Origin of the sequence: Mucilaginibacter jinjuensis, assembly GCF_028596025.1 — a bacterium.
Lineage (GTDB): Bacteria > Bacteroidota > Bacteroidia > Sphingobacteriales > Sphingobacteriaceae > Mucilaginibacter > Mucilaginibacter jinjuensis.
In genome coordinates, this window is sequence record NZ_CP117167.1 from 1,083,179 (window position 1) to 1,103,442 (window position 20,264).

Genomic DNA, 20,264 nt, shown 5'->3' on the forward strand with positions numbered 1-20,264 from the left:
GTTTAATTTTTGTTACCTAACGCGATTATTTTACTGCGCGTTTCCGGGGATTCGTTAATTTTTAAGCTTTTCGCATAATACTCCGCGGCTTTTTTCCTGTCGTGTTTAAACTTGTAATAATCGCCCATGCTATCGTAAGCGTGAAAACTTCCGGGGTAATTTTCAATGTTTAAAGCAAACAGGCGGTAAGCATTTGCCTCGTTCTTGTGATGGAGAAAATCGTTTGCCATATCATTAACCAAGTATTCAGGCGGCAAAACAGTGCAGCCTAACCGCGTTGATAACTGCTTAAATTGAACTGTTATAAGTGCGCTGACGTCAAATTTAGTTGCATTAGTAGTATAATCAGGATTTTGCTCTGGCGCAAAGGCAAGTGCATAATCCCTGAACAGAAAGTGCAGGGCATCATATTCAGCAATTAGCGGTACTGTGCCGTGGCTTTCGTTCTTATAGTAATTAAAATCATAGTTTAGCCGGTTACGCGGATTGCTTCTTAAAAGATCATATAACGCCATGATAGAGCGTGGATGCAGGGTTGTGTTGCTGCTGTCTTTACGTGCCTGTAAAGTATCCATTCCTGGCGGCATAGTGTTGGCCATCGCTAAAAACAAGTTCTTTCCTGCATAATTTTTTTGGGCAAATGCCGGATTAACCTGTTGCAACAGGTTTTGTTTATCCCACCACATACTTGGGTCAATAGCTATATAATCATTAAACAGCTGCGGATGATTGATCAGCGCATTCATTACCATTAACCCGCCTAAAGAATGTCCGATAAAAGCTTTATATGGCGTGGTGGGATAAAGAGAATCAATATGCGGCATTAGCTCTTTCTCTATATACGCCAAAAACTTTTCTCCCCCGCCAGAGGTAGCAGCCCCCGGATTAGGGCCCGGAGATAGCGAGAAAGTTGAATGCGTAGGCGTCAGGTCGCGTGTACGATCCGTATTGTCGATCCCCACGATGATCATAGGGGGGCAAGTCCTATTCACTATACCCAAATGGAATACCAGAGCGACTAACTGTTCAAAATTGGTATAGCCATCCAACAGGTAAAGCACTGGAAACCTTTGATCCGGATACATGGCTGGCGGCACATAAACTCCGATCTGTCTTTTTTCGCCGAGGATCTTAGACTGTACGCTATCCATCTGACCGATGACAACCAGGCCATTCTTTATCGCCTGCGCTTTAGCACCGATAACCAGTAGTAATAAAAGGAAAGGAATAGTAAAACTTTTCATATCTATTATTAATAAGTTAGTGAAATAACGCCATTTGTTATGACCATGTCTCCGTTGGCATTAGCGTTGGCTGGTTTTAAGGTGGCCGAAAATGTACCCCTGATGAGGTGCTGCGCCGGATCTATGGAGTTGATCACCACCGTTGCGCTTCCGCCATTAGCCATATCCCACTTTTGAGGCTTCATCGCCAGGCCTGTTGTGTAAGATATATTTGAGGTGGACGTACCCTGTAGCGTGTAGGTTCCCGGGCCGGTAACATTATCCAGGTTAATCGAAAGTATAGTTTCTGTGCTTGGCTCTTCAGGAACACCACCACCACTAACTCCAGTTATTTTAAGGCTAGGGGCATTATAAAAACAATTGGTCAACCACCCGCCCACCACCATTTTAACGTCGTTAGCGGAAAAAGGAATGAGATGAAGATAAAGAATAGGTTTAATGGTGCCTATGTCTACATTTCGTCCCGGTGGTACGGTCACAGTTTGACCCGGGGGTGATTTATGGGTCCAGTCATGGCCAAAGGTTACGTTATAAGTTCCCGGGGTTAAAGCCGGCGATATGAACTTTCCACTTACAGTGTCCGCGTATACAATTAAGCCATAACTATTATCTGCTTTTGCAATCAGCACACTGGCCAAATTATCCGGGTCAAATTTACCGCTGATCGTACCCGTTACACCGGGTGTTTTAAATACGGTAAGCGGGATGATGATGTGTTGTGATGAAGCAAGGGGTTCACTTGTATCCTTTGGCGCAGTTGATGCCGCATTAGCTGTATAACTGATCGTGTATATGCCGCCGGGCAGATTGTCAAACTTGAATTTTCCGGTAGATGCATCGGGTATAACGGTGAAGGCACCTTTAGTCGATTTATCGGTCGCCGTTATTTTTGCTGCAGCACCCAATGGGGCTATCGTGCCTTCAATGGTGCCAAATCCCGGTGAGAAGATAATCTTTCCGAGGTCGAGGGATTGGCCAGCTATGAGATTTAAAGTTTTGCTCGACTGAAAAACATAACCTAAACTTTGATAATAGTTGATGAAGTAGGTGCCTGCCGGAAGATCGGTTATCGAGAAAGCCCCGCTGGGATCAGGTTTCAAATTAAAGCTGTGGCTTTGCGCATCATAAATGACGATTGAGGTAACAGCATCGGCCGGGCTGATAGTGCCTTTAATAACCGTAAACCCTGTCGCTGAAACTGTGGTAGTTGCGCCTGCCTGGTCAATAGAAGGTGCGTCTTTTTTATTACAACTGTATAAATATATGGTGAGGAGCAGGAAAAGATATAAAGCTTTTTTCATAACCCATTAATAATTAAGCAATTTTACAGCGGGTTATCCGGCAAATCAATACTGCAAAATGCGGTATTTTGAAATTAGGGTATCGGCACATCCTGTCAAAGTATTACATTTATTTCGTGTTTAAGCTTTCCTGACGCTGTTGCAAGAAAGGCAAATCACAGGTTAGCAAATAATATCCGGTAATAAATTTTATAATATGGATTGGTTTCAACCTACGGCAGGTACACTGACAGAGTTATCAATAACGTGTACAGGGTTAGTATTTCTGATCTATTTATTAAGGCTTAAAAAGAAGACCAATGATTGTTACCTGATCATAGCTATCTATTCCACATTATTCGTAAACGAATCCCTCGCCTTTATTGTCGAATCTTCCACCAGGTCTATTTTGAGCATTGCGGTTCTCCAGTTAATATTTGATGGATTTCAATTCATCTCCATAATCTGGTGTTCTTACTGTGTTTATCAAAACATTTACCCGCGTGAGTCCCTGGTAAGTATCTTAATCTATAGTTCTCTTTTTTTTCCGGCAGCCTACTTTTGGTTGCGTGACTACGCTTTATTTGATGGTCATATATCGCTATTGCACGTTTTAAGCATACCTGCAATTAACACCATGGCCTTGTTGCTGGCAACGATCAATTACTTCAGAAAAATAAAGGCTTTCTCTGTTAACAAGTACAGTTTTTCATTAACCAAGGAACTGGTTCATCCCTCAAGCCGGGAGGTTGCCTTATTCGGCGGATTTGCTTTAAGCCTTGTTACTTATATACTGATAGAATTTTTAGTTGTATTGCTTGCCTTACAGATCATCAGGGGAGCGTTTTTTTATTTTTTAATGTACCTGCTATCAGTTACAATCCTCATAACGGTTTCATTTTCCTATTTCAATTACGCCCGTGAACAAACTTCGTTTCAGGCAAAACTTGTTGGTATTACGCTTTTTTTCATATTAGGCCTCATCAGTATTATTCCGTTAATTGTATATTGGGTAAAAGGCAACGCGGAATCTGAAATATATACCAAAGTATTTGTAGTTGTTATACCTCTTAGCACCCTGCTTATCTCCTTTTCCCTGCCGTTATTATTCAGGTTAACTATTTTAAAACCCTTGAGTAAAATAGTTTCCGGTGTGCAATCTGTAATTTCCGGTGACTTAATTGCGCATGTTGATATCGAAATAAATGATGAAATCGGGCGTTTATCTCAAAATTTTAACAAAATGACCCAGTCCCTGCGCGACGGGATGGAACAATTAAACAATATGCGTGAAACTATTGCAACTGATTTTCACGATCAAACCGGTAATATGCTGTCGGCCATTACCCGTCAGGCTTCATTGTTGAAAGCAAGATTTGCAGACCAGCCTGAAACGCAGCAGATAATTGATAGCATTATCAATAATAGCGACAGCTTATATGAAAGCAGCCAAGACTTTCTATGGCATCTAAATCACGATAGTGATAATCCTAATGAATTGTTCAACTACCTTACCGGGTATGGTCAGCTGTATTATAACCAGTTTGACATTGCTTTTTCATCAACGGGAGAAGAATGCAGATCTCTGAAGTTCGAACCTTTTGCAGCGTTGAACCTGATCTTTATTTTTAAGGAAGCGATGACCAATGTGGTCAAACATTCGGGGGCGGATGAGGTGGAATTTAAGATGCATTGTGAGGATCAAGTGGTCAGTTTTGCGTTGATGGACAACGGCAACTGGAAAGAATCTGATAAAACCCGCGAACACTACGGATTATGCAATATGGAGCGTCGCTGCCTTAAAAACACCTTCGGGTTTTCGCTTATACGGCAGGAAACCGGAACACAGATCATCATCAGGGTATCAGTTAAAAATCTTAATGAAATATTATGAAAAAGCGCATCGCCATCATTGAGGACAATATTAAAATAAGGGAAGGTTTTGCCGAGGTGATTGCGGGCAGCCCGGATTATATCATCTGCGGTCAGTATGGCAATTGTGAAGACGCGCTTAAGAATTTTATTGTGGATGCACCCGATCTTGTATTAATGGACATAGATCTGCCTGGGATGGATGGCATCGAAGGTACCTTCAAGATTAAAAAGCGTACCCCGGACTGTATTATCCTCATCATTACCGTTTTGCAGGATGGCGATAAGGTATTCCGTTCGTTATGCGCAGGTGCCGGGGGATATATCGTCAAAAATTCCAAGCCAGAAAGTATTATCGAAAATATTGCCGAAGCCTTTTCCGGTGGCGCCCCTATGAGTTTGAATATTGCCAAAATGGTGGTACAATCCTTCAACAGGCAGCCCGGTTCGCCACTTTCTGAAAGGGAAACAGAAGTATTGAAGGGCATCTCAGATGGGAAAAGCTATACCAAAATTGCTACTGATCTTTTTATCAGCAAACAGACAGTCCGCACCCATATCAAAAATATTTATCAAAAATTGGCAGTAAACAGCAAGGCAGAAGCACTTAAAATTGCCGGTAATAACAGGTGGATAAACTGAACAAAATATCATGGCAATTCCCTATAAGTTTTTCTTTAGGTAAATCCACAAGGTTTCCCCATCTAACTTAAAGGATCAGCACGAGCACTCACCACAGCTGCCTGGATCAATATCAGTTCCAAAATGCGAAAACCCCAATTTTAACAATACTTTGTGTTTGACGGTAAAATTAGGGTCGATGGCGCCGGCAATGCAGATTTTTTCCAATAAGATTTCGGCGGAGAGACGCTGCTCAGGTAAATCATCTTCAAAAAATCCATAAGTATCGTAAGCTGCCATGTCGCCAATTATAAATCAAACAGTTCTCGCATTAATTGATAAACAGATGAAAATTGTCTAAGGTATTGGATGTTATTTGAGGCTTTTGTACCTGGATTTTCGTAGAAAACAATCTTCATAAATTACGTATGAGGTATTAATGAATTTGAAATGGGCGGTTTCAACAAATGTACAACGTTAAGAAATTTCTGACAATACCGCAAGTTGCAGGATTTTTGGAGGTCAATCTTCAGGCTTATACTTAAAACCAGCAAAAGTATTTAACATCAGAATTGACGGCGTATAGTCATATTTGGGACCGCCTAAAACAAAAAGAGAATTATGAAAAAATGTTGATGGAAGACCTTCTTATCTAGTGTTTAATTAACGCACACCGCCGTTTATTCAGTACGTAGTGCATTTAATAACAGGCATATCTTAATAAGAAAATTATTTTCTATTCATGTAAATGTTGTTAAAGGGCAATTTTAAGGTTCGGAACGATATATGTAGTAAAGTTTACAATCTATATATTATGAAAACTGAAGATAAATTACGTCAAATACAATTATTCGATCTGAAAATCTTAATCGATTTAAAAGCTGACCTAAAAAAACTGAGGGCCCGTAAACACGGTAAAAATCTTATTGCGGCATAGTTATGCATATCGGTATAGTCGGGGGAGGCCCGAGTGCGATGTTTGTTTTGAAACGGTTTATCGAATCGGGACGATCAGATTTTAGCGTTGATATTTTTGAAAAAAAAAACAAATTGGGCGCCGGGATGCCTTACAGCGATGAGGGGGCACGCGCAGAGCATATTACTAACGTTTCCGGAAATGAAATTCCCGACCTTCTCACCAGTGTTGAAGATTGGGTGGGTATGAATTACAGCGTTGCCAGTCGTTTTGATATATCCGTCAAAAATTTCAATGAATATAAAGTTCTTCCACGACTGCTGTTTGGCGAATATCTTTCTCAGCAGTTTAATTTCATTTTAGCGAAAGCCGAAAGGATGGGTTTGAAGGTAAATGTGCACTATCAAACGCACATCAAAGACATCAGGGATCTAACGTCAAATAAGAAGTTGGAACTCATTACCGAAGATAACCGCGTCTTCTCCTTTGACAAGGTTGTGGTGTGCAGCGGCCATTACTGGCCTAAGCATCATGAAGGTATTGTGCCTGGCTATTTCGATTCGCCTTACCCGCCTGATAAATTAACTTATCTGGTTAATCAAACGGTCGCTATTCGCGGCGCTTCGCTTACCGCGATCGATGCCTTACGTACGTTGGCGTTAAATAACGGCTCATTCTCGCATGATGAGCATGGAAAGAAAATTTACCGATTGAATAAGGACTGCCCAAAATTCAAAATTATACTCCATTCCAGAAATGGTTTGCTACCGGCCGTGCGCTTTCACCTGGAAGATTCCCATTTAGCAAAGAATTCAGTACTTGATCCAAAAGAAGTGGCGCATGTACGGGCGAAGCATCATGGTTTTTTACCACTTGATTATGTTTATCAACGAAATTTTTTAGAAGGGCTGAAAAACAACCGGCCTGATTTTTACGAGTTGATCAAAGACCTTAGTCTGGAAGAATTTGTGGAACTGATGATGATCAGGCGTGAGGATATACCTGCCTTTGACCTATTAAAAGCAGAATATGTAGAAGCTGAACGGTCGATTGCATTAAAGCGTTCGGTATACTGGAAAGAGATGCTGGCTATTTTAAGTTTCGCCATGAATTATCCGGCGAAATATTTCTCAGCAGAAGATATGCTGCGCTTACAGAAGACCCTGATGCCGCTGATTGCTATTATTATCGCCTTCGCTCCGCAGGATTCGGTAGAAGAAATGATCGCGCTTTATGAGGCGGGACTTTTGGACTTGATCACTGTGGGTGACAAAAGCGAGATTGAGACCAGCAAAGATGATGGTATTAACTACCATTATACGGACGAGGCAGGACAAAAAGTGTCTTTGCACTATGATATATTTATCGATTGCATTGGCCAGCCCCATCTAAATTACGACGAAATACCATTCCCCAGTTTGATAGCTGACCAAACCGTATCAGCAGCCAAAATAAAATTCAGCGACTACCAAATTGCCAAAGCTTATCTTAGCGGAGGCAACAAAAATATTTATTGTGATGCCAACGGAGATTATTATTTAAAAGTTCCTGGTATTACGATAGATGATCATTTTCGGGTGGTCAATAATTCCGGGGAGATTAATGAAAAAATATACGTGATGGCGGTTCCCTTCATCGGAGGATTTAACCCGGATTATTCAGGACTGGATTTTGGTGAAGCGGCATCCGCACGGATCATCGAAAAGCTTATTTAGAAAATTGTTACAATAATTATTATCGGATTTGGCAACGTCGCCTATCTCAAGTAGTGGTGACGTTTATGATTACAATGAGTGCTATTGAAAGATCGGCTTTATTTAGCCAAATGTTAGCTACATGGAAAACGAATTTTATGATTTGACCGTCGATGACACTTCTGGTATTATAATTGAATGTCTGACAGCATGAAGCTTTATTTGTTATTGTTAGGTGCCGAAGCGCCGGGAAGAGTTGTGGAACAGCATGATTATTTCTTTGGCATTGCCGAAAATTTGGCAGCGCTTATCCCGGATGTAAAAGCATTTTGGCCGGAAGCTGGGGCAAGCCTGCATATTGATGGCTGGAGGGAAGTTACAAAAGTGGAAGACTACGCGGTACGGGTTATCAAACACGATGACTTGGTTGCATCATCGGCCCATAAACTTTTCTTCTTAAATCTTGGCGGTTATACATCCGGTAAGCTAGAAGAACAGCATTATACTTTGCTTACCGTTCAGGAGAGCCGGTTAGGAGCGGTCCAGGCAGCAAAAAATAATCTTTTCTTTAAAACGAACTCTTTAAAAGGCATTGCAACTGCGCATATTGATGAAAAGTACGGAGTTGACGTCGACAGCGTACATCGTATTGAAGATCTGATTTCCCCTCACCTTAAAGCAAGATACCGGATTGTGTTTGATAACCGAACCAGTCTGCCTGACGATAAAATCCATTTAGGATATTTCAAACTGGACAAAATCCGATGACCGGGCGGGAAAAACTCTTGGCCTGGATTGAACAACAACATGAAGGTCAGCTGATCAGAAAAACAAAGTTACCTTATAGTCATCATTTAAAAGCCGTTGCGGAAATGGCTGATGTAGCTCCTTCAGGCTATGAAACAGGCCTTTGCCATGATCTTTTAGAGGATACAACTGTTACGATAGATGCATTGCACCTTGCGCTGCTTAACTTTGGTTACAGCGAAGTTGAGGCGTTGGTCATCGTCAATGGGGTTGTTGATCTCACCAACGTTTATACTAAAAAAGCGTATCAGGGTTGGAAAAAGCCTATCCGTAAAAAGAAAGAGGCTGAACGGTTAGCAACAATCAGCCCGCTTGCTCAGACTGTTAAATATGCCGACTTGATTTATAATTTAGATTGGATGTTGACTTTTGACACTAAACACATTAAAAAATATTTAAGGAAGAAGAAGGCCTTATTAGAAATAATGACTAATGGTGACCAATATTTACACCGTAAGCTTATGCGGTCCATCGATTCAGTAACATGAACCCCGGCGATTATTCTTAAAAGGCGTCTATGATTAGATAACAAATGGCGGGTTACGGCTGCATCCTGACATCCGGATAACACTATTTTTTATTGCTGTACGTATCTTTGTACTTTAAGATCTCAACTACCTTTCTCCCGCGGGGCATCAGTTCATACTGCAATTCTATTAGAAAATCAAGGCTGCTTTCAGCGCATGCTAAGGCATCAGATCTTAAGCATTTCACTTAAAATATTTTTATAAATGAGGCAACTTAAAATTAGTGAGTCAATCACCAATCGTGAGACAGCATCGTTGAATCAATACTTATCAGATATCGCAAAGATTCCGATGGTTACTCCGCAGGAAGAAGTGACATTGACACAAAAAATCAGGGAAGGCGACCAGGCAGCATTGGAAAAATTAACAACTGCCAATTTAAGGTTCGTGGTTTCCGTAGCAAAGCAATACCAGAGTTCAGGCCTGACATTAGGTGACCTGATCAATGAGGGCAATGTAGGATTAGTTAAGGCCGCAAAGCGGTTTGATGAGACCAAGGGTTTTAAATTTATATCCTATGCAGTCTGGTGGATACGCCAGTCTATATTGGCGGCCATCAATCAGCAATCCCGAATGGTCAGACTACCGGCAAATAAGATCGGAGATATCGCCAGGATCGCTAAAGCTGCCTCACAGCTAGAACAGCAATTTGAGCGCCAGCCGACACCGGAAGAACTGGCGGATACACTGGAAATTACATCGGATAAAGTCAGCGACACCCTGGGGCACTCAGGAAGGCACATTTCTTATGACACTCCTTTTTCCACTGAGGAAGATAATACCTTACTGGATGTACTTTCAAGTACGGAACCGGGCACAGATATGGGGTTGATGAAAGAGTCCTTGTATGTGGAGATATCGAATGCTATGCAGGTACTTGGGGACAAGGAAAAAGATATATTAACCGCATTTTTTGGCCTCGGTGATCACCAGGCACAGAGCCTGGAGGAAATAGGGGAAAAGTATCACCTTACCAGGGAACGGGTTAGGCAAATCAAAGACAAGGCACTTGCCCGGCTCCGAGAAAACTCACGTGCCTGGGTTTTAAAGGGCTATCTGGATTAATAAAAACTCCCTGCTAATACAGGGGGTTTTTTATGCATATCATTTCCGAAATTGAACAAAAGCAAATCACGATGGATGATTCTAATAATATACTTGTCGAATTTGTACTTCACGAACTGTCAGTATTGGGTATTTGCCCTCGCTCATGACGAATTATAATAGTACGCTGCCTTTAAAATGTCACGTAAGTAGGATTGATGAGTAAATGAAAGACCTCCACTAAAAAGACAACAATTCCGATGCAGCCTGGATTTCTACAGCAGGATTGTTGATTAGTCCTAAATAAAAGACATGCTAAGACATGCTGCCCAAAAAATAAGTCTGTCTTTAGCATTCAATAAGCTCTTTTAAGAGTTTAAACGCCGGAAATGTAACATGGCATAATTTTAGGTATTTCTTTTATATAGCTACAGAACTATGGAAAATTTAGATTTGACCACTACCATCTTATTGAAAGCAATTGACCTGGAATTAAAAAAGCTGTTGTTAGCAGACTTACAAATTATTCATTTAAAAAGCATCGCCTAAATGATGCAACATTATAAAGCAGATTCATCGGTGATCTTTACAGACGAAGCCGGTCGCCAAATTGATACTTTTGTTATAGCTGATACCGATACGCATACCGGTCTTACGCACATCAACCACGGAAACCTGAAAGTAGCCGGAGACTGGCTGAAACTACATGTTAAAACCGCTTGCGACTATCACATGCCAATAGCTGACTCTTTTAGCTTTGAGATGATCAGAAAACTGCGGGATAAATATGCTGTTCTGGACGCTTTAAAAACGGCTACTATTAGCCAAATGCCGGAAATCTCTGTCTTGGCTAATGCTTCTTAACAAACTTGAGTTAAGACTAGCTGATTATTTATATGTGATGCCTTACTGAAAAAGTAAGCTACACGTAGGATTAGGAGCCGGAATTGTAATCTTTTTCTACCGTTATTTTAAGTGTTTCAGACCCGCATGGCCTGCTTAACAAAAAAGCAGTTCGTTCGGTACCGCTCAAATTTGGGTTCAGCCATGTTTTGATATCGCCCCGCTCTAAAATGGTCGGCATCCGGTCATGAATTTCTGCTATGGCCCGGTTAGGCGGCATGGTGATCAGCGCGCAGGTGGGTAATAAGACATTCGTATCAATATCCAACCAGATATCCCATAAACCGGCGATGTACATCGGTTTGCCGTCCGTCCGTTCTACCCGGTATAATTTTTCATGCATTTTATTATACTCGAAAAATGCCTGGAGACGGATCACACAATGCTTCTTTCCCGTCAGCTGCCTCCAGAGCCCGGTGTTATGCAGATTTTCGATCCGGGCATGTTTGTGTTTGCTGTGGATCTTGTCATCTTCAGGGGTCAGCAAGCCCCAGCGAAACTGCTGCACCTTATCCGGCATGGCATCCGTAACCACCGGCAGCATGGAGCCGGGATTCCCGGTACTGTTAGCTTTGGGTTTGAATTGCGCCCCATTCCGGCCTGTGATCACCAGGTCTTTATTTTCTCCTACTAATACTCTTCCGCACATAACCTAATATTATTATGTAAAATTACTAATAAAATTAGTAATTTATTATTTTGTGACGATAATGTCATTCCAGTTAGTTGTATACTGTCTGCTCAGGAACTCCTGTTTCATCGCCCAGCTTTTTTGATAGCCTTCTGCTGCGACCCGTAAAGCGCCACGACCATACCGCGCGTTAATCTCGTCGATGATCCCGCTTAATTTTTGCTGCTTCGTATTATCATAATCCTTAAATAAATTGTACTGCACTTCCCCGGCCGGGATGATACCCGTCGCACGGATGCCGGTCTTCAGGTAATTATATCCCGGCTGCCAGATCGCCCGGAGCGCCTGGACACAGATCTTCGTCAGTTCCTGGGTGCTATTGGCCGCAAAAGGCACTTTAACCGTGATGGAAGGGTAATGTTGGTCATGCTTCACATTATGTTTATTCGTACGCAGATAGATCGTTAATAGCATAGCCATGCTGTTTTGTTGCCGCAGTTTGACCGCAATGGTCGCTGCATGCATCGCTGTTGCTTCCTCAATCTTTTCCAGTTCAGTCTGGTAGGTATTAAAGCTCTGGCTGGATTCAATACCCTTGGACCGTTCGGCTATGTCTTTGATCACATTGCAGGGGATGCCCCATAATTCCTGGTGCAGCCGCCAACCTTGTACCGTCATGTGCTGACGGACAAAATCAGGATCCATTTGCCGGAAATCTTCAGCTGTTTGGATTTGAAATTCCTGTAGTTTTTGGTAATAAGCCTGCCCGACACCCCAGACATCTTCGATCGGAAAAGTTTTGGTTTCGTTATCGATCTTTTCTTTGGTGTCCAGCACTAAGACGGCTTTGCCATGCTTTTTCGCTGCTTTGTTCGCAAGTTTGGCCAGCGAAAGGGTAGGACCAATGCCCAGCGTAATCGACAAACCGGTATCGTGCATCACGTTACGACTGATCATGTCAGCATGCGTTTCCAGATTAATACCCGCCATATTGCCCAAAGCCATGAACGCTTCATCAATACTATAGACCATCAGCATATACGTATAACGCGCCAAATTATTCATCATACGGGCGCTCATATCGGCATATAAGGCATAATTACTGCTGAAAATGGCAGCATGGTGCTCCGCCAGGTTTTTCCGGACAATGAACTCCGCATCGGCCATTTTGATCCCGATAGCCTTGGCCTCATTGCTCCGCGCAATCACGCAGCCATCATTATTGGACAATACGACAACGACACGGCCTTTTAAATACGGCTGAAAAAGCGTTTCGCAACTGACATAGCAGTTGTTGATATCAACATGCGCAAACACGGCTGTACCTCCCGATGCGTTGATTGGGGTGAATAACTGGGTTAAGCGTTAAAGTTACGACACCCCAGCAAACCCAGTGGTGCAGATCTTCGATAACCAGGGTTTCTTTAAAAGAGTCCGCCCGGAGGAGCAGCCGGTTATTTTCCGGCCAATATTCCCGGGTATAAAAATCACCTTCATGGCAAAAAACAACAATGCTTCCCGGAACAGGTGCTAAGGAACGGTCAATGACCAGCACATGGTTTAGGCCGATATGATAACCCGTCATTGCTTCGCTTCCCATCCGCATGTAATAAGTGTTATCCGGGTCAATGACCGTTATATCGGTAATGTCGAGTGTCGGTTCCTCATGTGTTAGCATCGGCAGCCTGAAGCCCAGCACATCTCTCTTTGTCCCTTGTTTCCTGATCCGCAGCATCCTCTTCAATTTAAAACCACAAACTTAATACTAAAAATATTAGTATTATTGAAAATATTTAAACAAATTATGAGTATAAGGCAGGTGAAAGCGGATCTTGAAAGCTTTCTGGGCATGTTAACCGATAAATAATTTGCAGACAAAAATGTAAAGATTAAGCCTAAAAAGATCAGGACAAGCAACATCACCGGGACGACCATCACCAAGGCGTAGATCGCAGAAGCTTGAAGTCGATCGTGTTCATACACTTGCTGTATGAAAATGATTGCGCCATATCGCTACATTGATTTCAATGGCTTCATTGAGATGTTGAAATATTTTAACCATCGTGCGATTGTCTACGCCGACAATGGCTATCCGGTCAGCAGGCCGCCTTTCTAATCTGAATTGGATAGGGGAAATATGGAAAAAGCCCAGCAAACGGTTATGGGGTACTTCCATGACTTTGAGCAGCCACAAGGCACGGCACTCTACCTTTTTAAAAATAATTCCCCTGCTGACGATGAGCATGTCATGGGCAAAATAATACTGAACAGACGTCAGGGCGATCATTCGCCAGACTAAAACAGCCGAAAGTATAAGATAGGCCATGAACCACAAAAAATTCAATCCGTAAGCCAGATAGCCGCCGGCGATGGTAAGCGCCGCATACGGCGTTAATTGCAGGTATATGTATTTGATCGAATGTTGAAAAGAGAGCAGTGTCATAAGTTTTGATGTTTTAATTGTTCGAAAAAAGTGTTAAATCTTCTGGGTTTAACGGTGCGGATCCCGGAGCGTATCCCTAATGCTTTTTCAAAAGCATTGAGGGTCAGTTGCATTTCAGCAAAGCGGTGTCCTTCAACATCAAACCCGTCTTTGCCTTGATACCAGATCGTGGCGGACTTATTCTGCAATGCGGTCGAGACTTTGATATCTGTAAGGCATCCGAGAATATCCTGACCGAATAATAAAGTGATCTTTCCGCTGCTTACCGGAAAATTCCCCCAATGATTACCCACTGCTATGAATTGCAGCCTGCTGAGATCAGGAAAAGAATGGGCGTAGCAGCTTAAAAACGCGATAGCTTCCATTGCTGAAAAGCTGATAAAGATCAGTGGCCCCTCGCCGGTTGTCCAGGGACATACGGAAGTTGGCACGCGGTGAAAATCAAGGGCAACATGCTCCAGTTCGTCACCGAAAGCAAAACAAATACTGCCATCGGTCTGCACCTGGTAATAGGGTTCAAAAAAAAGCCGGACGTTCCGGGGAACGCCCAGCTTATTTAACAATGATGCCATTTAGCGTGAACGGCAGGTAAGGGTACGGGATTTTTTCTCACCCGTCAGATCAAGCACAGGCGCAGGTGCTGCTTCCTGTTGCTGCTGCATTTTCTGAACGGTTTCTTGGTAACCCTCACTTTGCGTTGAAGATGCCGCATTGTGTTTCTGACCAACCAGCGCCTTAATGCCATGGAATAATAGGTAGGAGATGCCACCGTCAAATACGATAGAGGCGATCAGCGATAGCCGGTTCGCGCGTATCCCGTTACGATTTGTAGCGGTATATTGCACTTTGGTGCCATCGGAGACCTCGATTTCCTTACCGCGTTTGAATTTCGCTTTCTGCTCCGGCGTCAGCGGGTGACCGTTAATCTCATCCGGTGCCTGCACTTTCTCTTCGTCGGTTTCCAGGAACTGGTTCGTTTCCCGGTCAAATTCAATCAGCACGCGCTTTTTCTGACCGTTCTCGTCAACAATGTCCTTTTCAAGGCTCAGTTCGTCGCCGGTTTCCAGTGCCCATGATTCTTCTTCAGTGAGATACTTTGGTGCTGTACTGCGCAGATACGTCGGGTGTATCATCAATTCCGGGTTACCATTAATTCCCGGAACTAACGATATTTTCGCATTTAACGAGGTGATCTTGATATCCGCATATTCCAGGTTTTTCAAGCTAAGCATTTGCGTACGGCGTCCGGAAAGCAGCGCCTTGAGGTCGGCCTCTTCCAACTTAAGCCTTCCATCAGCTACAAGGCCGATGGCCGCCAGGTCTTCCAGTGGCAGATCGGCCTCATCAAAAATCTCTGGGCTCACCTTTTCCTCCCGCTTTTTTGTTTTTCACCGGCTTCCTGGTCCAGGTTCAGTTCGGGAGCTTCTTCATATTCCTCGCTGAAATCGAGGATATTGCTCTCATCCTCCTCTGAACCGGTTCCTTCCTGCTTACTGAAACTGACCACATTGTCCGCTTCGTTTTCCAGTTCATTTTCATGCTCATATTGGATGGTGTTGTCCTGTTCCTGGTCTATGCCTTCGCCCTGTTCCGGTGCTGCTGACCTGTTCTGCTCACGCTGACTTTTCAGGGCTTCAATTTTGGCGCTCAGCAGTGAGGCGTAAATGCCGTCGCCGGGGCTTGCCTTAAAGCGGTTGCCGGTAGATTTATCCATCACCTGGAGGTCTTTCCCGCGCAACTTGCCCATCACCTCATATTGTTTATCGTTATAGTCGATCACATCGCCTACAATGAGTATCCGGTCCTGACGTGCGGCCTGGCGCTGCTCGGGAGAATTGATCAGACCATGCAGGTAATCAGTGATGTATTGCGCGTTGTTGGCGGCTTTCTCCAATTCATCTGGCATATTTAAAGCGGTCTCGTAAACATCTTCCACATTCATTTGTGGCGCCAGTTGCGAATAAACGCCGATCTCGCTGCCGATAAAAAGCGCTGCGAGCGCCGGTTTAGTCTGTTCCGCTGCGGAAACGTCCATCGGATCAAACAGTTCCTTATCCTGGCCGGCGAATTTAACGACCTCATAAAGTAAGGCAGCCTGGTATTCCTGCGGCGTTCCGAAGCTGTCAGGCTCGGGCATGTAGATGATGCGATCTGCCGCATCATAGCCCGGTTCGCCGATAGTTGTTTCTACCTTGGCATTGCTCAGTTCCACCAGTTTGCCCAATTGTTCCATGGGGTCAGGTGTTGACGCCCCTCTGCGTTCTTCGTATTCTTTTAACGAAAGAATGCCTTCGATCTGTGTGGCGTTGAATACATAAGCGTCCGTTTCTACGGGGTTGGCCAGCTTGATGAGCTCCGTTTTGGGATTTCGGCGGCTGTTAAGCTGCGGTTTGCCCTGGTCATCCAAAAGCTGAACGCGGTCAGTTGTTTTCAGGAAGCTGATCAGCGTTCCTTTGGAGCCGGTCTGTATTTTCCAGCCGTTTTTGTTGGACGCCTGTTTGAGGGTCATCCAGCGCGGGTCGCGTGGTCCCTGCATAGCCAGCCAAAGGGCATTCATGCCGCGATAGGCTTTGCCTGTGGTTGGATTCACCGGCATTGCAAAGCCGGGAAGATCGAACGGGCTCTGCCTGTCGTTCATTTTTTCGATCAGGCGGGCCGCAATCTGTTGATTTGATTGTTGACTCATAAATTTGTATGGATTGTTTGTAAATGGATTGTTCGTTCGCAAACCTTGCGCGACAATAGCTGATCAGGTTTAAAGGCTGATCTTTTAGATAAGAACTGTTTTTATTTTGTTCAAACACCCCCCTTCGGTTCTTTTGCCTAAGCAATTATTAAGGCTTTTCAGGTTCGGTTCAGGTGGATGGTCTGGTAAAGAAACTTCAGCGGATTAAGCCAATCGTTTCCATAGGTAACGGCGAAATGTAAATGCTCGCCGGTTACCGCACCGGTTGAGCCGGTAATGCCGATCGGCTCCCCGGCAGTTATGGAATCACCCGGCAAAACAAGCCATTGCGAAAGATGTCCGTATATACTGCATAGCGAGCCGCCGTGATCAACACTTACAAAAAGACCAAGTTTATCACTGTAGCAGCAGTTTTGAACAACACCGTCAAGAATGGAAAAGACGGTGTCGTGGTGAGCGGCAAGGTCGATGCCGGCATGCATTTTTATCCGGTGGTAAATCGGATGCAACCGATAACCGAAGCCGGAGGTCAGGCGGATCCGTCGTAAAGGAAGGCTGCAAAGGAGTAAAATTCCCCAGAGTTTAACGGCCATAACTGTGTGTATTTGTTCGCTCCTGTTCGGCCGCGTTTCCGATATCCAGTCCGAGCTTGCTTTGTAAAGTTTCCATCGCTTTGCCGATGATGCCCGGATTTTCAACGGCAAGTTGCATGGCTTCCCTGGCGCTTTTGCTGGTTCCGTTATCCAACAGCATACCGATCCGGTAAAGGGCCTTCAGTTCCGGGACCGGAACATCCTTCGTATTGGTCATCATCTCTTGATAGATGTCATTGGGTTTTTTAAAAACCAGCAGGGCATCGCTGCTATAGAGCGCCCGCTCATTTTTGCCGAACGTAACATAGATGTCGTCCTTTTCCGGTTCGGCGAACATGACCATGCCCATATGACCCTGTTTGTTAACCGGGTCCTCAGGCAGTTCGGGATGGACCAGTACAAGCGTACCGGTCAGCTCATCGTTTTCATTCATTTTCTGTTATTTTTTAGTTGCTCTTTCATGGTAGCCTTCGGGGTGTTCACTTTCGGCGGCTGGTGCTTCTGGATGATCTGGGCGATGTCACGGTTGATTCGTTTGAAGTTTTCGTTCAGAACGGTTTCTTTGTTGTTCCCAAAATCATAATACACGGGTAAAGGCCTGTAGCCGGCTTCTTCTTTTTTGAGTTCGTCCAGGTCCAGGTTGACGCGGCAATTGATCGATGACGTTTCATAATCGCCGGTATATTGCTCCTTCACATCGGCGGCGATCACGCCGACCAGTTCCCCAGCATTCAGGGTGGCTATTTTTCCGGCAGGCACCAGGGTTTCCAGTTTCTCGTTGAGCGAGGTGGATGTCTTGTTCCGGTCAATGGAAAGCCCTTCGCTGATCTGTTTGTTCCGGCCTAACAATTTTTCCAGCCAGTCCAGCGTATCCTTGCTGCGCACAGCGCCGGATAAGACATTGCCGGTTACCGAGGTAATGGTAGCGGCAGTTTCTTTGCCGTATTGCTGCTGAAACTGCGGCAGCTCCTGCAGGCCCATCAGTACGGCTACCTTGTTCGAACGTGCGGTTGCGATGAGATTTTCGATCTTATGGACGAAAAGCGTCGGCAACTCGTCTATGATCAGCGCGGACGGCTTATTGCCTTTACTGTTGATCAGCTTGGTAAGCCGGTTGATGATCACCGAATAACAGGCGGAGTTAATATTTTGCGTAGCCGGATCATTGGCCAGCACCAGCATAGCAGGATGGTCCTTATCCGATATTTTCAGGTCGAAGTCGTCGCCCGAAAACACCCAGTAGGTTTCCTTGGTCGCCAGGCGTGATAAAAATATCTTCAGCGTGCCGACCTGGCCCTCTAACTGGTCAAAGGCTTTGTTTTTAAAGGCAGAAACGAAGGGAGACAATAAAGATGCGAGCTCTGCCTGTTTGAACAGGGTTTGGAATATCTCTTCATAACTACGGTTCAATAGTGCCAGCACATGCGGGAAAGACGAATATTTACCGTCCTGGTACCGGCACATAAAGTAAATACAGGCGGAAAGAAAGTTGATGGCGGATTGGGTAAAGAACTGGTCCGAGCCGCCGGATTTGTCCCCTTTTTTCATGGCCTCCACTAATGCTTCCGCTGTTTCACCCGCATCAGCCAGCGTCCGGATATATTCCTTTTTCCAGGGGTTGATCCGCCGGCTTTTTTCGACCTCATTGAGGTTGACGACATGAAAATTGAAGCCTTTCAGTTTGCCTTGCTGTTTGGCGAGCAGATAATGGTAATAAGCGATCTGCCCGAGGTCGGGAAATTTGAAATCATATAACGCCAGGCAAAAACCCTTGGCAGTCAGTTGCCGGATAAAAGGATTCACGATGGAAAAGCTCTTACCGGAACCTGGGGTACCGATCAGAAGCGTGGCCCGGAAAGGGTTCGTCAGGTTGATCCAGCCCCGCCGGACTTTGCGTTTGTAATAGAACAGCATCGGGATGTTCACCGAATAATCCGTCTCTATTAATTTTTCGGGTTGCTGAAAGCTCTCACCTTCCACGTTCCAGACATCTTTGCCCAATCCTGAGCGGATCAGCTTGGAGATATTGTCCATGGCGATACTGGTCAGTAATGCGCCCGCCGCCGACAACAATACATAGAGCAGGTCCCACCAGCGCGTATAGGCAAATACCAAGGGCCCGCCACGCCCGTAACAAAAAAGGCTGCCGAAAAATAACAGCAGCCCTAAACATAAGGGGTAAACGATATGCCGCTTCGGCTCCAGATCCACCTCCTTTTTGGCTACCGTACCGATACTGACCAGGCAAATGAGCCCCAAGGTGGCCAGTTTACTATAGACCAGGTTTTGGTAGAAAGGAAGCAGGCTAATCCGGTACAGCGCATGGTGAAAAATTCCCCAGATAGGCGCCCGGATATAAATAAAAATGGCGGCTTCCAGGGCAACCATCACATAGATCAGGCATTGCAGGAAGCCGTGCAGCTTCTGCTGTTCCCGTGTTTCTTCCATAAACAATTCATATCTCAGGAATTGGAGTCGCAGTTTGCCTGCTCATTAATGGGCCACGCCGCTTTGATAGCTATTTGATCAGCCGCTCGACACTGGCGATCGTATCATGAATGGCGCCGCCATGGCTGAATAAGGCCACTTTTTCGAGCCGGAAAAAGCGGCTGCGGCCCATAACGACGGAATGGTACCCAAATGTGATGACCAAACCGCCGGGCTTAAGACAGCCTGGTATCGCATCCTTTATCCTACGGAAGGGACTGCAAATGATACCCTTATACAGTTCCATGCTCTTTCTCAGCGCATAAGGGGGATCAAGCAGGATAGTCCCGAAAGGCTCTCCATTCCAGGATTCCAAAAAAGCCGCTGCATCGAGATGATAGTCCGCTGGCATATCGACATCGAGATCGTTGCGTACTTCATCCACCTGCAGCAGCGTGGGCCCGGCGAAAAGATTCAGTACGCGCCCTTCGCATTGCGCTTCTAGCCATTGTCGTATCGGGCGTACGGAAAAAGTGTACCGGTGCAAGGGGCACCTGTAATGTTCCAGTACCATAG

General features: G+C 44.7%; 22 protein-coding genes. 8 read left to right on the forward strand and 14 right to left on the reverse strand.

Going from position 1 to position 20,264, the window contains the following annotated elements; genetic code table 11:
• Window positions 1–2: 2 nt before the first annotated feature.
• Complete coding sequence (locus PQO05_RS05065; RefSeq protein ID WP_273631586.1) at window positions 3–1,244, reverse strand: alpha/beta hydrolase; 1,242 nt, start codon at window positions 1,242–1,244, stop codon at window positions 3–5.
• 8 nt (window positions 1,245–1,252) lie between these two features.
• The gene (locus PQO05_RS05070; RefSeq protein ID WP_273631587.1) at window positions 1,253–2,545 is read right to left on the reverse strand and encodes a carboxypeptidase-like regulatory domain-containing protein; all 1,293 of its coding nucleotides are present in this window, start codon (window positions 2,543–2,545) and stop codon (window positions 1,253–1,255) included.
• Window positions 2,546–3,161: 616 nt separating this feature from the next.
• Between PQO05_RS05070 and PQO05_RS05075 the strand changes: the two genes are divergently transcribed.
• Window positions 3,162–4,418 carry a sensor histidine kinase gene (locus tag PQO05_RS05075; protein ID WP_273631588.1) on the forward strand — a complete coding sequence of 419 codons (1,257 nt, stop codon included), beginning with the start codon at window positions 3,162–3,164 and terminating at the stop codon, window positions 4,416–4,418.
• Window positions 4,415–5,038, forward strand: a complete 624-nt coding sequence (locus tag PQO05_RS05080; protein ID WP_273631589.1) for a response regulator — start codon at window positions 4,415–4,417, stop codon at window positions 5,036–5,038. The genes PQO05_RS05075 and PQO05_RS05080 overlap by 4 nt, the downstream gene beginning before the upstream one ends.
• Window positions 5,039–5,113: 75 nt before the next feature.
• Here PQO05_RS05080 and PQO05_RS05085 read toward each other — a convergent pair whose 3' ends face one another.
• Entirely contained in the window at window positions 5,114–5,317 is a 204-nt protein-coding gene (locus PQO05_RS05085; protein ID WP_273631590.1) for a hypothetical protein, read from the reverse strand.
• A 514-nt stretch (window positions 5,318–5,831) separates the two neighbouring features.
• Between PQO05_RS05085 and PQO05_RS05090 the strand changes: the two genes are divergently transcribed.
• The 6 genes from PQO05_RS05090 to PQO05_RS05115 all read left to right on the forward strand — a co-directional run bounded on the left by PQO05_RS05090 (window position 5,832) and on the right by PQO05_RS05115 (window position 10,869).
• The gene (locus PQO05_RS05090) at window positions 5,832–5,954 is read left to right on the forward strand and encodes a hypothetical protein (protein ID WP_273631591.1); all 123 of its coding nucleotides are present in this window, start codon (window positions 5,832–5,834) and stop codon (window positions 5,952–5,954) included.
• A 2-nt stretch (window positions 5,955–5,956) separates the two neighbouring features.
• Window positions 5,957–7,648, forward strand: a complete 1,692-nt coding sequence (locus PQO05_RS05095) for an FAD/NAD(P)-binding protein (protein ID WP_273631592.1) — start codon at window positions 5,957–5,959, stop codon at window positions 7,646–7,648.
• A gap of 189 nt (window positions 7,649–7,837) precedes the next feature.
• Entirely contained in the window at window positions 7,838–8,395 is a 558-nt protein-coding gene (locus PQO05_RS05100; protein ID WP_273631593.1) for a DUF1543 domain-containing protein, read from the forward strand.
• The gene (locus PQO05_RS05105) at window positions 8,392–8,922 is read left to right on the forward strand and encodes a hypothetical protein (RefSeq protein WP_273631594.1); all 531 of its coding nucleotides are present in this window, start codon (window positions 8,392–8,394) and stop codon (window positions 8,920–8,922) included. The genes PQO05_RS05100 and PQO05_RS05105 overlap by 4 nt, the downstream gene beginning before the upstream one ends.
• A 243-nt stretch (window positions 8,923–9,165) precedes the next feature.
• On the forward strand, window positions 9,166–10,026 hold the full coding sequence (locus PQO05_RS05110) for a sigma-70 family RNA polymerase sigma factor (RefSeq protein WP_273631595.1): 861 nt from the start codon (window positions 9,166–9,168) through the stop codon (window positions 10,024–10,026).
• Between the two features lie 528 nt (window positions 10,027–10,554).
• Window positions 10,555–10,869: a hypothetical protein gene (locus tag PQO05_RS05115; RefSeq protein WP_273631596.1), complete on the forward strand. Its 315-nt coding sequence runs from the start codon at window positions 10,555–10,557 to the stop codon at window positions 10,867–10,869.
• 70 nt (window positions 10,870–10,939) lie between these two features.
• Here the strand turns inward: PQO05_RS05115 and PQO05_RS05120 are convergent, their stop codons facing one another.
• The 11 genes from PQO05_RS05120 to PQO05_RS05170 all read right to left on the reverse strand — a co-directional run bounded on the left by PQO05_RS05120 (window position 10,940) and on the right by PQO05_RS05170 (window position 20,262).
• Window positions 10,940–11,557 carry an SOS response-associated peptidase family protein gene (locus PQO05_RS05120; RefSeq protein ID WP_273631597.1) on the reverse strand — a complete coding sequence of 206 codons (618 nt, stop codon included), beginning with the start codon at window positions 11,555–11,557 and terminating at the stop codon, window positions 10,940–10,942.
• 45 nt (window positions 11,558–11,602) lie between these two features.
• Entirely contained in the window at window positions 11,603–12,856 is a 1,254-nt protein-coding gene (locus PQO05_RS05125) for a Y-family DNA polymerase (RefSeq protein ID WP_273631598.1), read from the reverse strand.
• Window positions 12,840–13,274, reverse strand: coding sequence for a LexA family protein (locus PQO05_RS05130; protein ID WP_273631599.1), 435 nt, complete (start codon window positions 13,272–13,274; stop codon window positions 12,840–12,842). The genes PQO05_RS05125 and PQO05_RS05130 overlap by 17 nt, the downstream gene beginning before the upstream one ends.
• Window positions 13,275–13,514: 240 nt before the next feature.
• Window positions 13,515–13,982: a hypothetical protein gene (locus PQO05_RS05135; protein ID WP_273631600.1), complete on the reverse strand. Its 468-nt coding sequence runs from the start codon at window positions 13,980–13,982 to the stop codon at window positions 13,515–13,517.
• Entirely contained in the window at window positions 13,979–14,554 is a 576-nt protein-coding gene (locus PQO05_RS05140) for a hypothetical protein (protein WP_273631601.1), read from the reverse strand. The genes PQO05_RS05135 and PQO05_RS05140 overlap by 4 nt, the downstream gene beginning before the upstream one ends.
• Complete coding sequence (locus PQO05_RS05145; protein ID WP_273631602.1) at window positions 14,555–15,346, reverse strand: DUF4099 domain-containing protein; 792 nt, start codon at window positions 15,344–15,346, stop codon at window positions 14,555–14,557.
• Complete coding sequence (locus PQO05_RS05150; RefSeq protein WP_273631603.1) at window positions 15,343–16,668, reverse strand: ArdC-like ssDNA-binding domain-containing protein; 1,326 nt, start codon at window positions 16,666–16,668, stop codon at window positions 15,343–15,345. The genes PQO05_RS05145 and PQO05_RS05150 overlap by 4 nt, the downstream gene beginning before the upstream one ends.
• A gap of 158 nt (window positions 16,669–16,826) precedes the next feature.
• Window positions 16,827–17,261, reverse strand: coding sequence for a M23 family metallopeptidase (locus PQO05_RS05155; RefSeq protein WP_273631604.1), 435 nt, complete (start codon window positions 17,259–17,261; stop codon window positions 16,827–16,829).
• The gene (locus PQO05_RS05160) at window positions 17,251–17,694 is read right to left on the reverse strand and encodes a hypothetical protein (protein WP_273631605.1); all 444 of its coding nucleotides are present in this window, start codon (window positions 17,692–17,694) and stop codon (window positions 17,251–17,253) included. Before PQO05_RS05160 ends, PQO05_RS05155 begins: the two co-directional genes overlap by 11 nt.
• A complete protein-coding gene (locus tag PQO05_RS05165) occupies window positions 17,691–19,709 on the reverse strand; it encodes a type IV secretion system DNA-binding domain-containing protein (RefSeq protein ID WP_273631606.1) in 2,019 nt (672 codons plus the stop codon). Before PQO05_RS05165 ends, PQO05_RS05160 begins: the two co-directional genes overlap by 4 nt.
• A gap of 70 nt (window positions 19,710–19,779) precedes the next feature.
• Window positions 19,780–20,262, reverse strand: a complete 483-nt coding sequence (locus tag PQO05_RS05170; protein ID WP_273631607.1) for an RsmD family RNA methyltransferase — start codon at window positions 20,260–20,262, stop codon at window positions 19,780–19,782.
• Window positions 20,263–20,264: the final 2 nt, after the last annotated feature.

What these genes read in the sequence shown, in the direction of transcription:
- PQO05_RS05065 (WP_273631586.1), bottom strand. Translation starts at nt 1,244, where the DNA reads ATGAAAAGTTTTACTATTCCTTTCCTTTTATTACTACTGGTTATCGGT.
- PQO05_RS05070 (WP_273631587.1), bottom strand. Translation starts at nt 2,545, where the DNA reads ATGAAAAAAGCTTTATATCTTTTCCTGCTCCTCACCATATATTTATAC.
- PQO05_RS05075 (WP_273631588.1), top strand. Translation starts at nt 3,162, where the DNA reads ATGGCCTTGTTGCTGGCAACGATCAATTACTTCAGAAAAATAAAGGCT.
- PQO05_RS05080 (WP_273631589.1), top strand. Translation starts at nt 4,415, where the DNA reads ATGAAAAAGCGCATCGCCATCATTGAGGACAATATTAAAATAAGGGAA.
- PQO05_RS05085 (WP_273631590.1), bottom strand. Translation starts at nt 5,317, where the DNA reads ATGGCAGCTTACGATACTTATGGATTTTTTGAAGATGATTTACCTGAG.
- PQO05_RS05090 (WP_273631591.1), top strand. Translation starts at nt 5,832, where the DNA reads ATGAAAACTGAAGATAAATTACGTCAAATACAATTATTCGATCTGAAA.
- PQO05_RS05095 (WP_273631592.1), top strand. Translation starts at nt 5,957, where the DNA reads ATGCATATCGGTATAGTCGGGGGAGGCCCGAGTGCGATGTTTGTTTTG.
- PQO05_RS05100 (WP_273631593.1), top strand. Translation starts at nt 7,838, where the DNA reads ATGAAGCTTTATTTGTTATTGTTAGGTGCCGAAGCGCCGGGAAGAGTT.
- PQO05_RS05105 (WP_273631594.1), top strand. Translation starts at nt 8,392, where the DNA reads ATGACCGGGCGGGAAAAACTCTTGGCCTGGATTGAACAACAACATGAA.
- PQO05_RS05110 (WP_273631595.1), top strand. Translation starts at nt 9,166, where the DNA reads ATGAGGCAACTTAAAATTAGTGAGTCAATCACCAATCGTGAGACAGCA.
- PQO05_RS05115 (WP_273631596.1), top strand. Translation starts at nt 10,555, where the DNA reads ATGATGCAACATTATAAAGCAGATTCATCGGTGATCTTTACAGACGAA.
- PQO05_RS05120 (WP_273631597.1), bottom strand. Translation starts at nt 11,557, where the DNA reads ATGTGCGGAAGAGTATTAGTAGGAGAAAATAAAGACCTGGTGATCACA.
- PQO05_RS05130 (WP_273631599.1), bottom strand. Translation starts at nt 13,274, where the DNA reads ATGCTGCGGATCAGGAAACAAGGGACAAAGAGAGATGTGCTGGGCTTC.
- PQO05_RS05135 (WP_273631600.1), bottom strand. Translation starts at nt 13,982, where the DNA reads ATGACACTGCTCTCTTTTCAACATTCGATCAAATACATATACCTGCAA.
- PQO05_RS05140 (WP_273631601.1), bottom strand. Translation starts at nt 14,554, where the DNA reads ATGGCATCATTGTTAAATAAGCTGGGCGTTCCCCGGAACGTCCGGCTT.
- PQO05_RS05150 (WP_273631603.1), bottom strand. Translation starts at nt 16,668, where the DNA reads ATGAGTCAACAATCAAATCAACAGATTGCGGCCCGCCTGATCGAAAAA.
- PQO05_RS05155 (WP_273631604.1), bottom strand. Translation starts at nt 17,261, where the DNA reads ATGGCCGTTAAACTCTGGGGAATTTTACTCCTTTGCAGCCTTCCTTTA.
- PQO05_RS05160 (WP_273631605.1), bottom strand. Translation starts at nt 17,694, where the DNA reads ATGAATGAAAACGATGAGCTGACCGGTACGCTTGTACTGGTCCATCCC.
- PQO05_RS05165 (WP_273631606.1), bottom strand. Translation starts at nt 19,709, where the DNA reads ATGGAAGAAACACGGGAACAGCAGAAGCTGCACGGCTTCCTGCAATGC.
- PQO05_RS05170 (WP_273631607.1), bottom strand. Translation starts at nt 20,262, where the DNA reads ATGGTACTGGAACATTACAGGTGCCCCTTGCACCGGTACACTTTTTCC.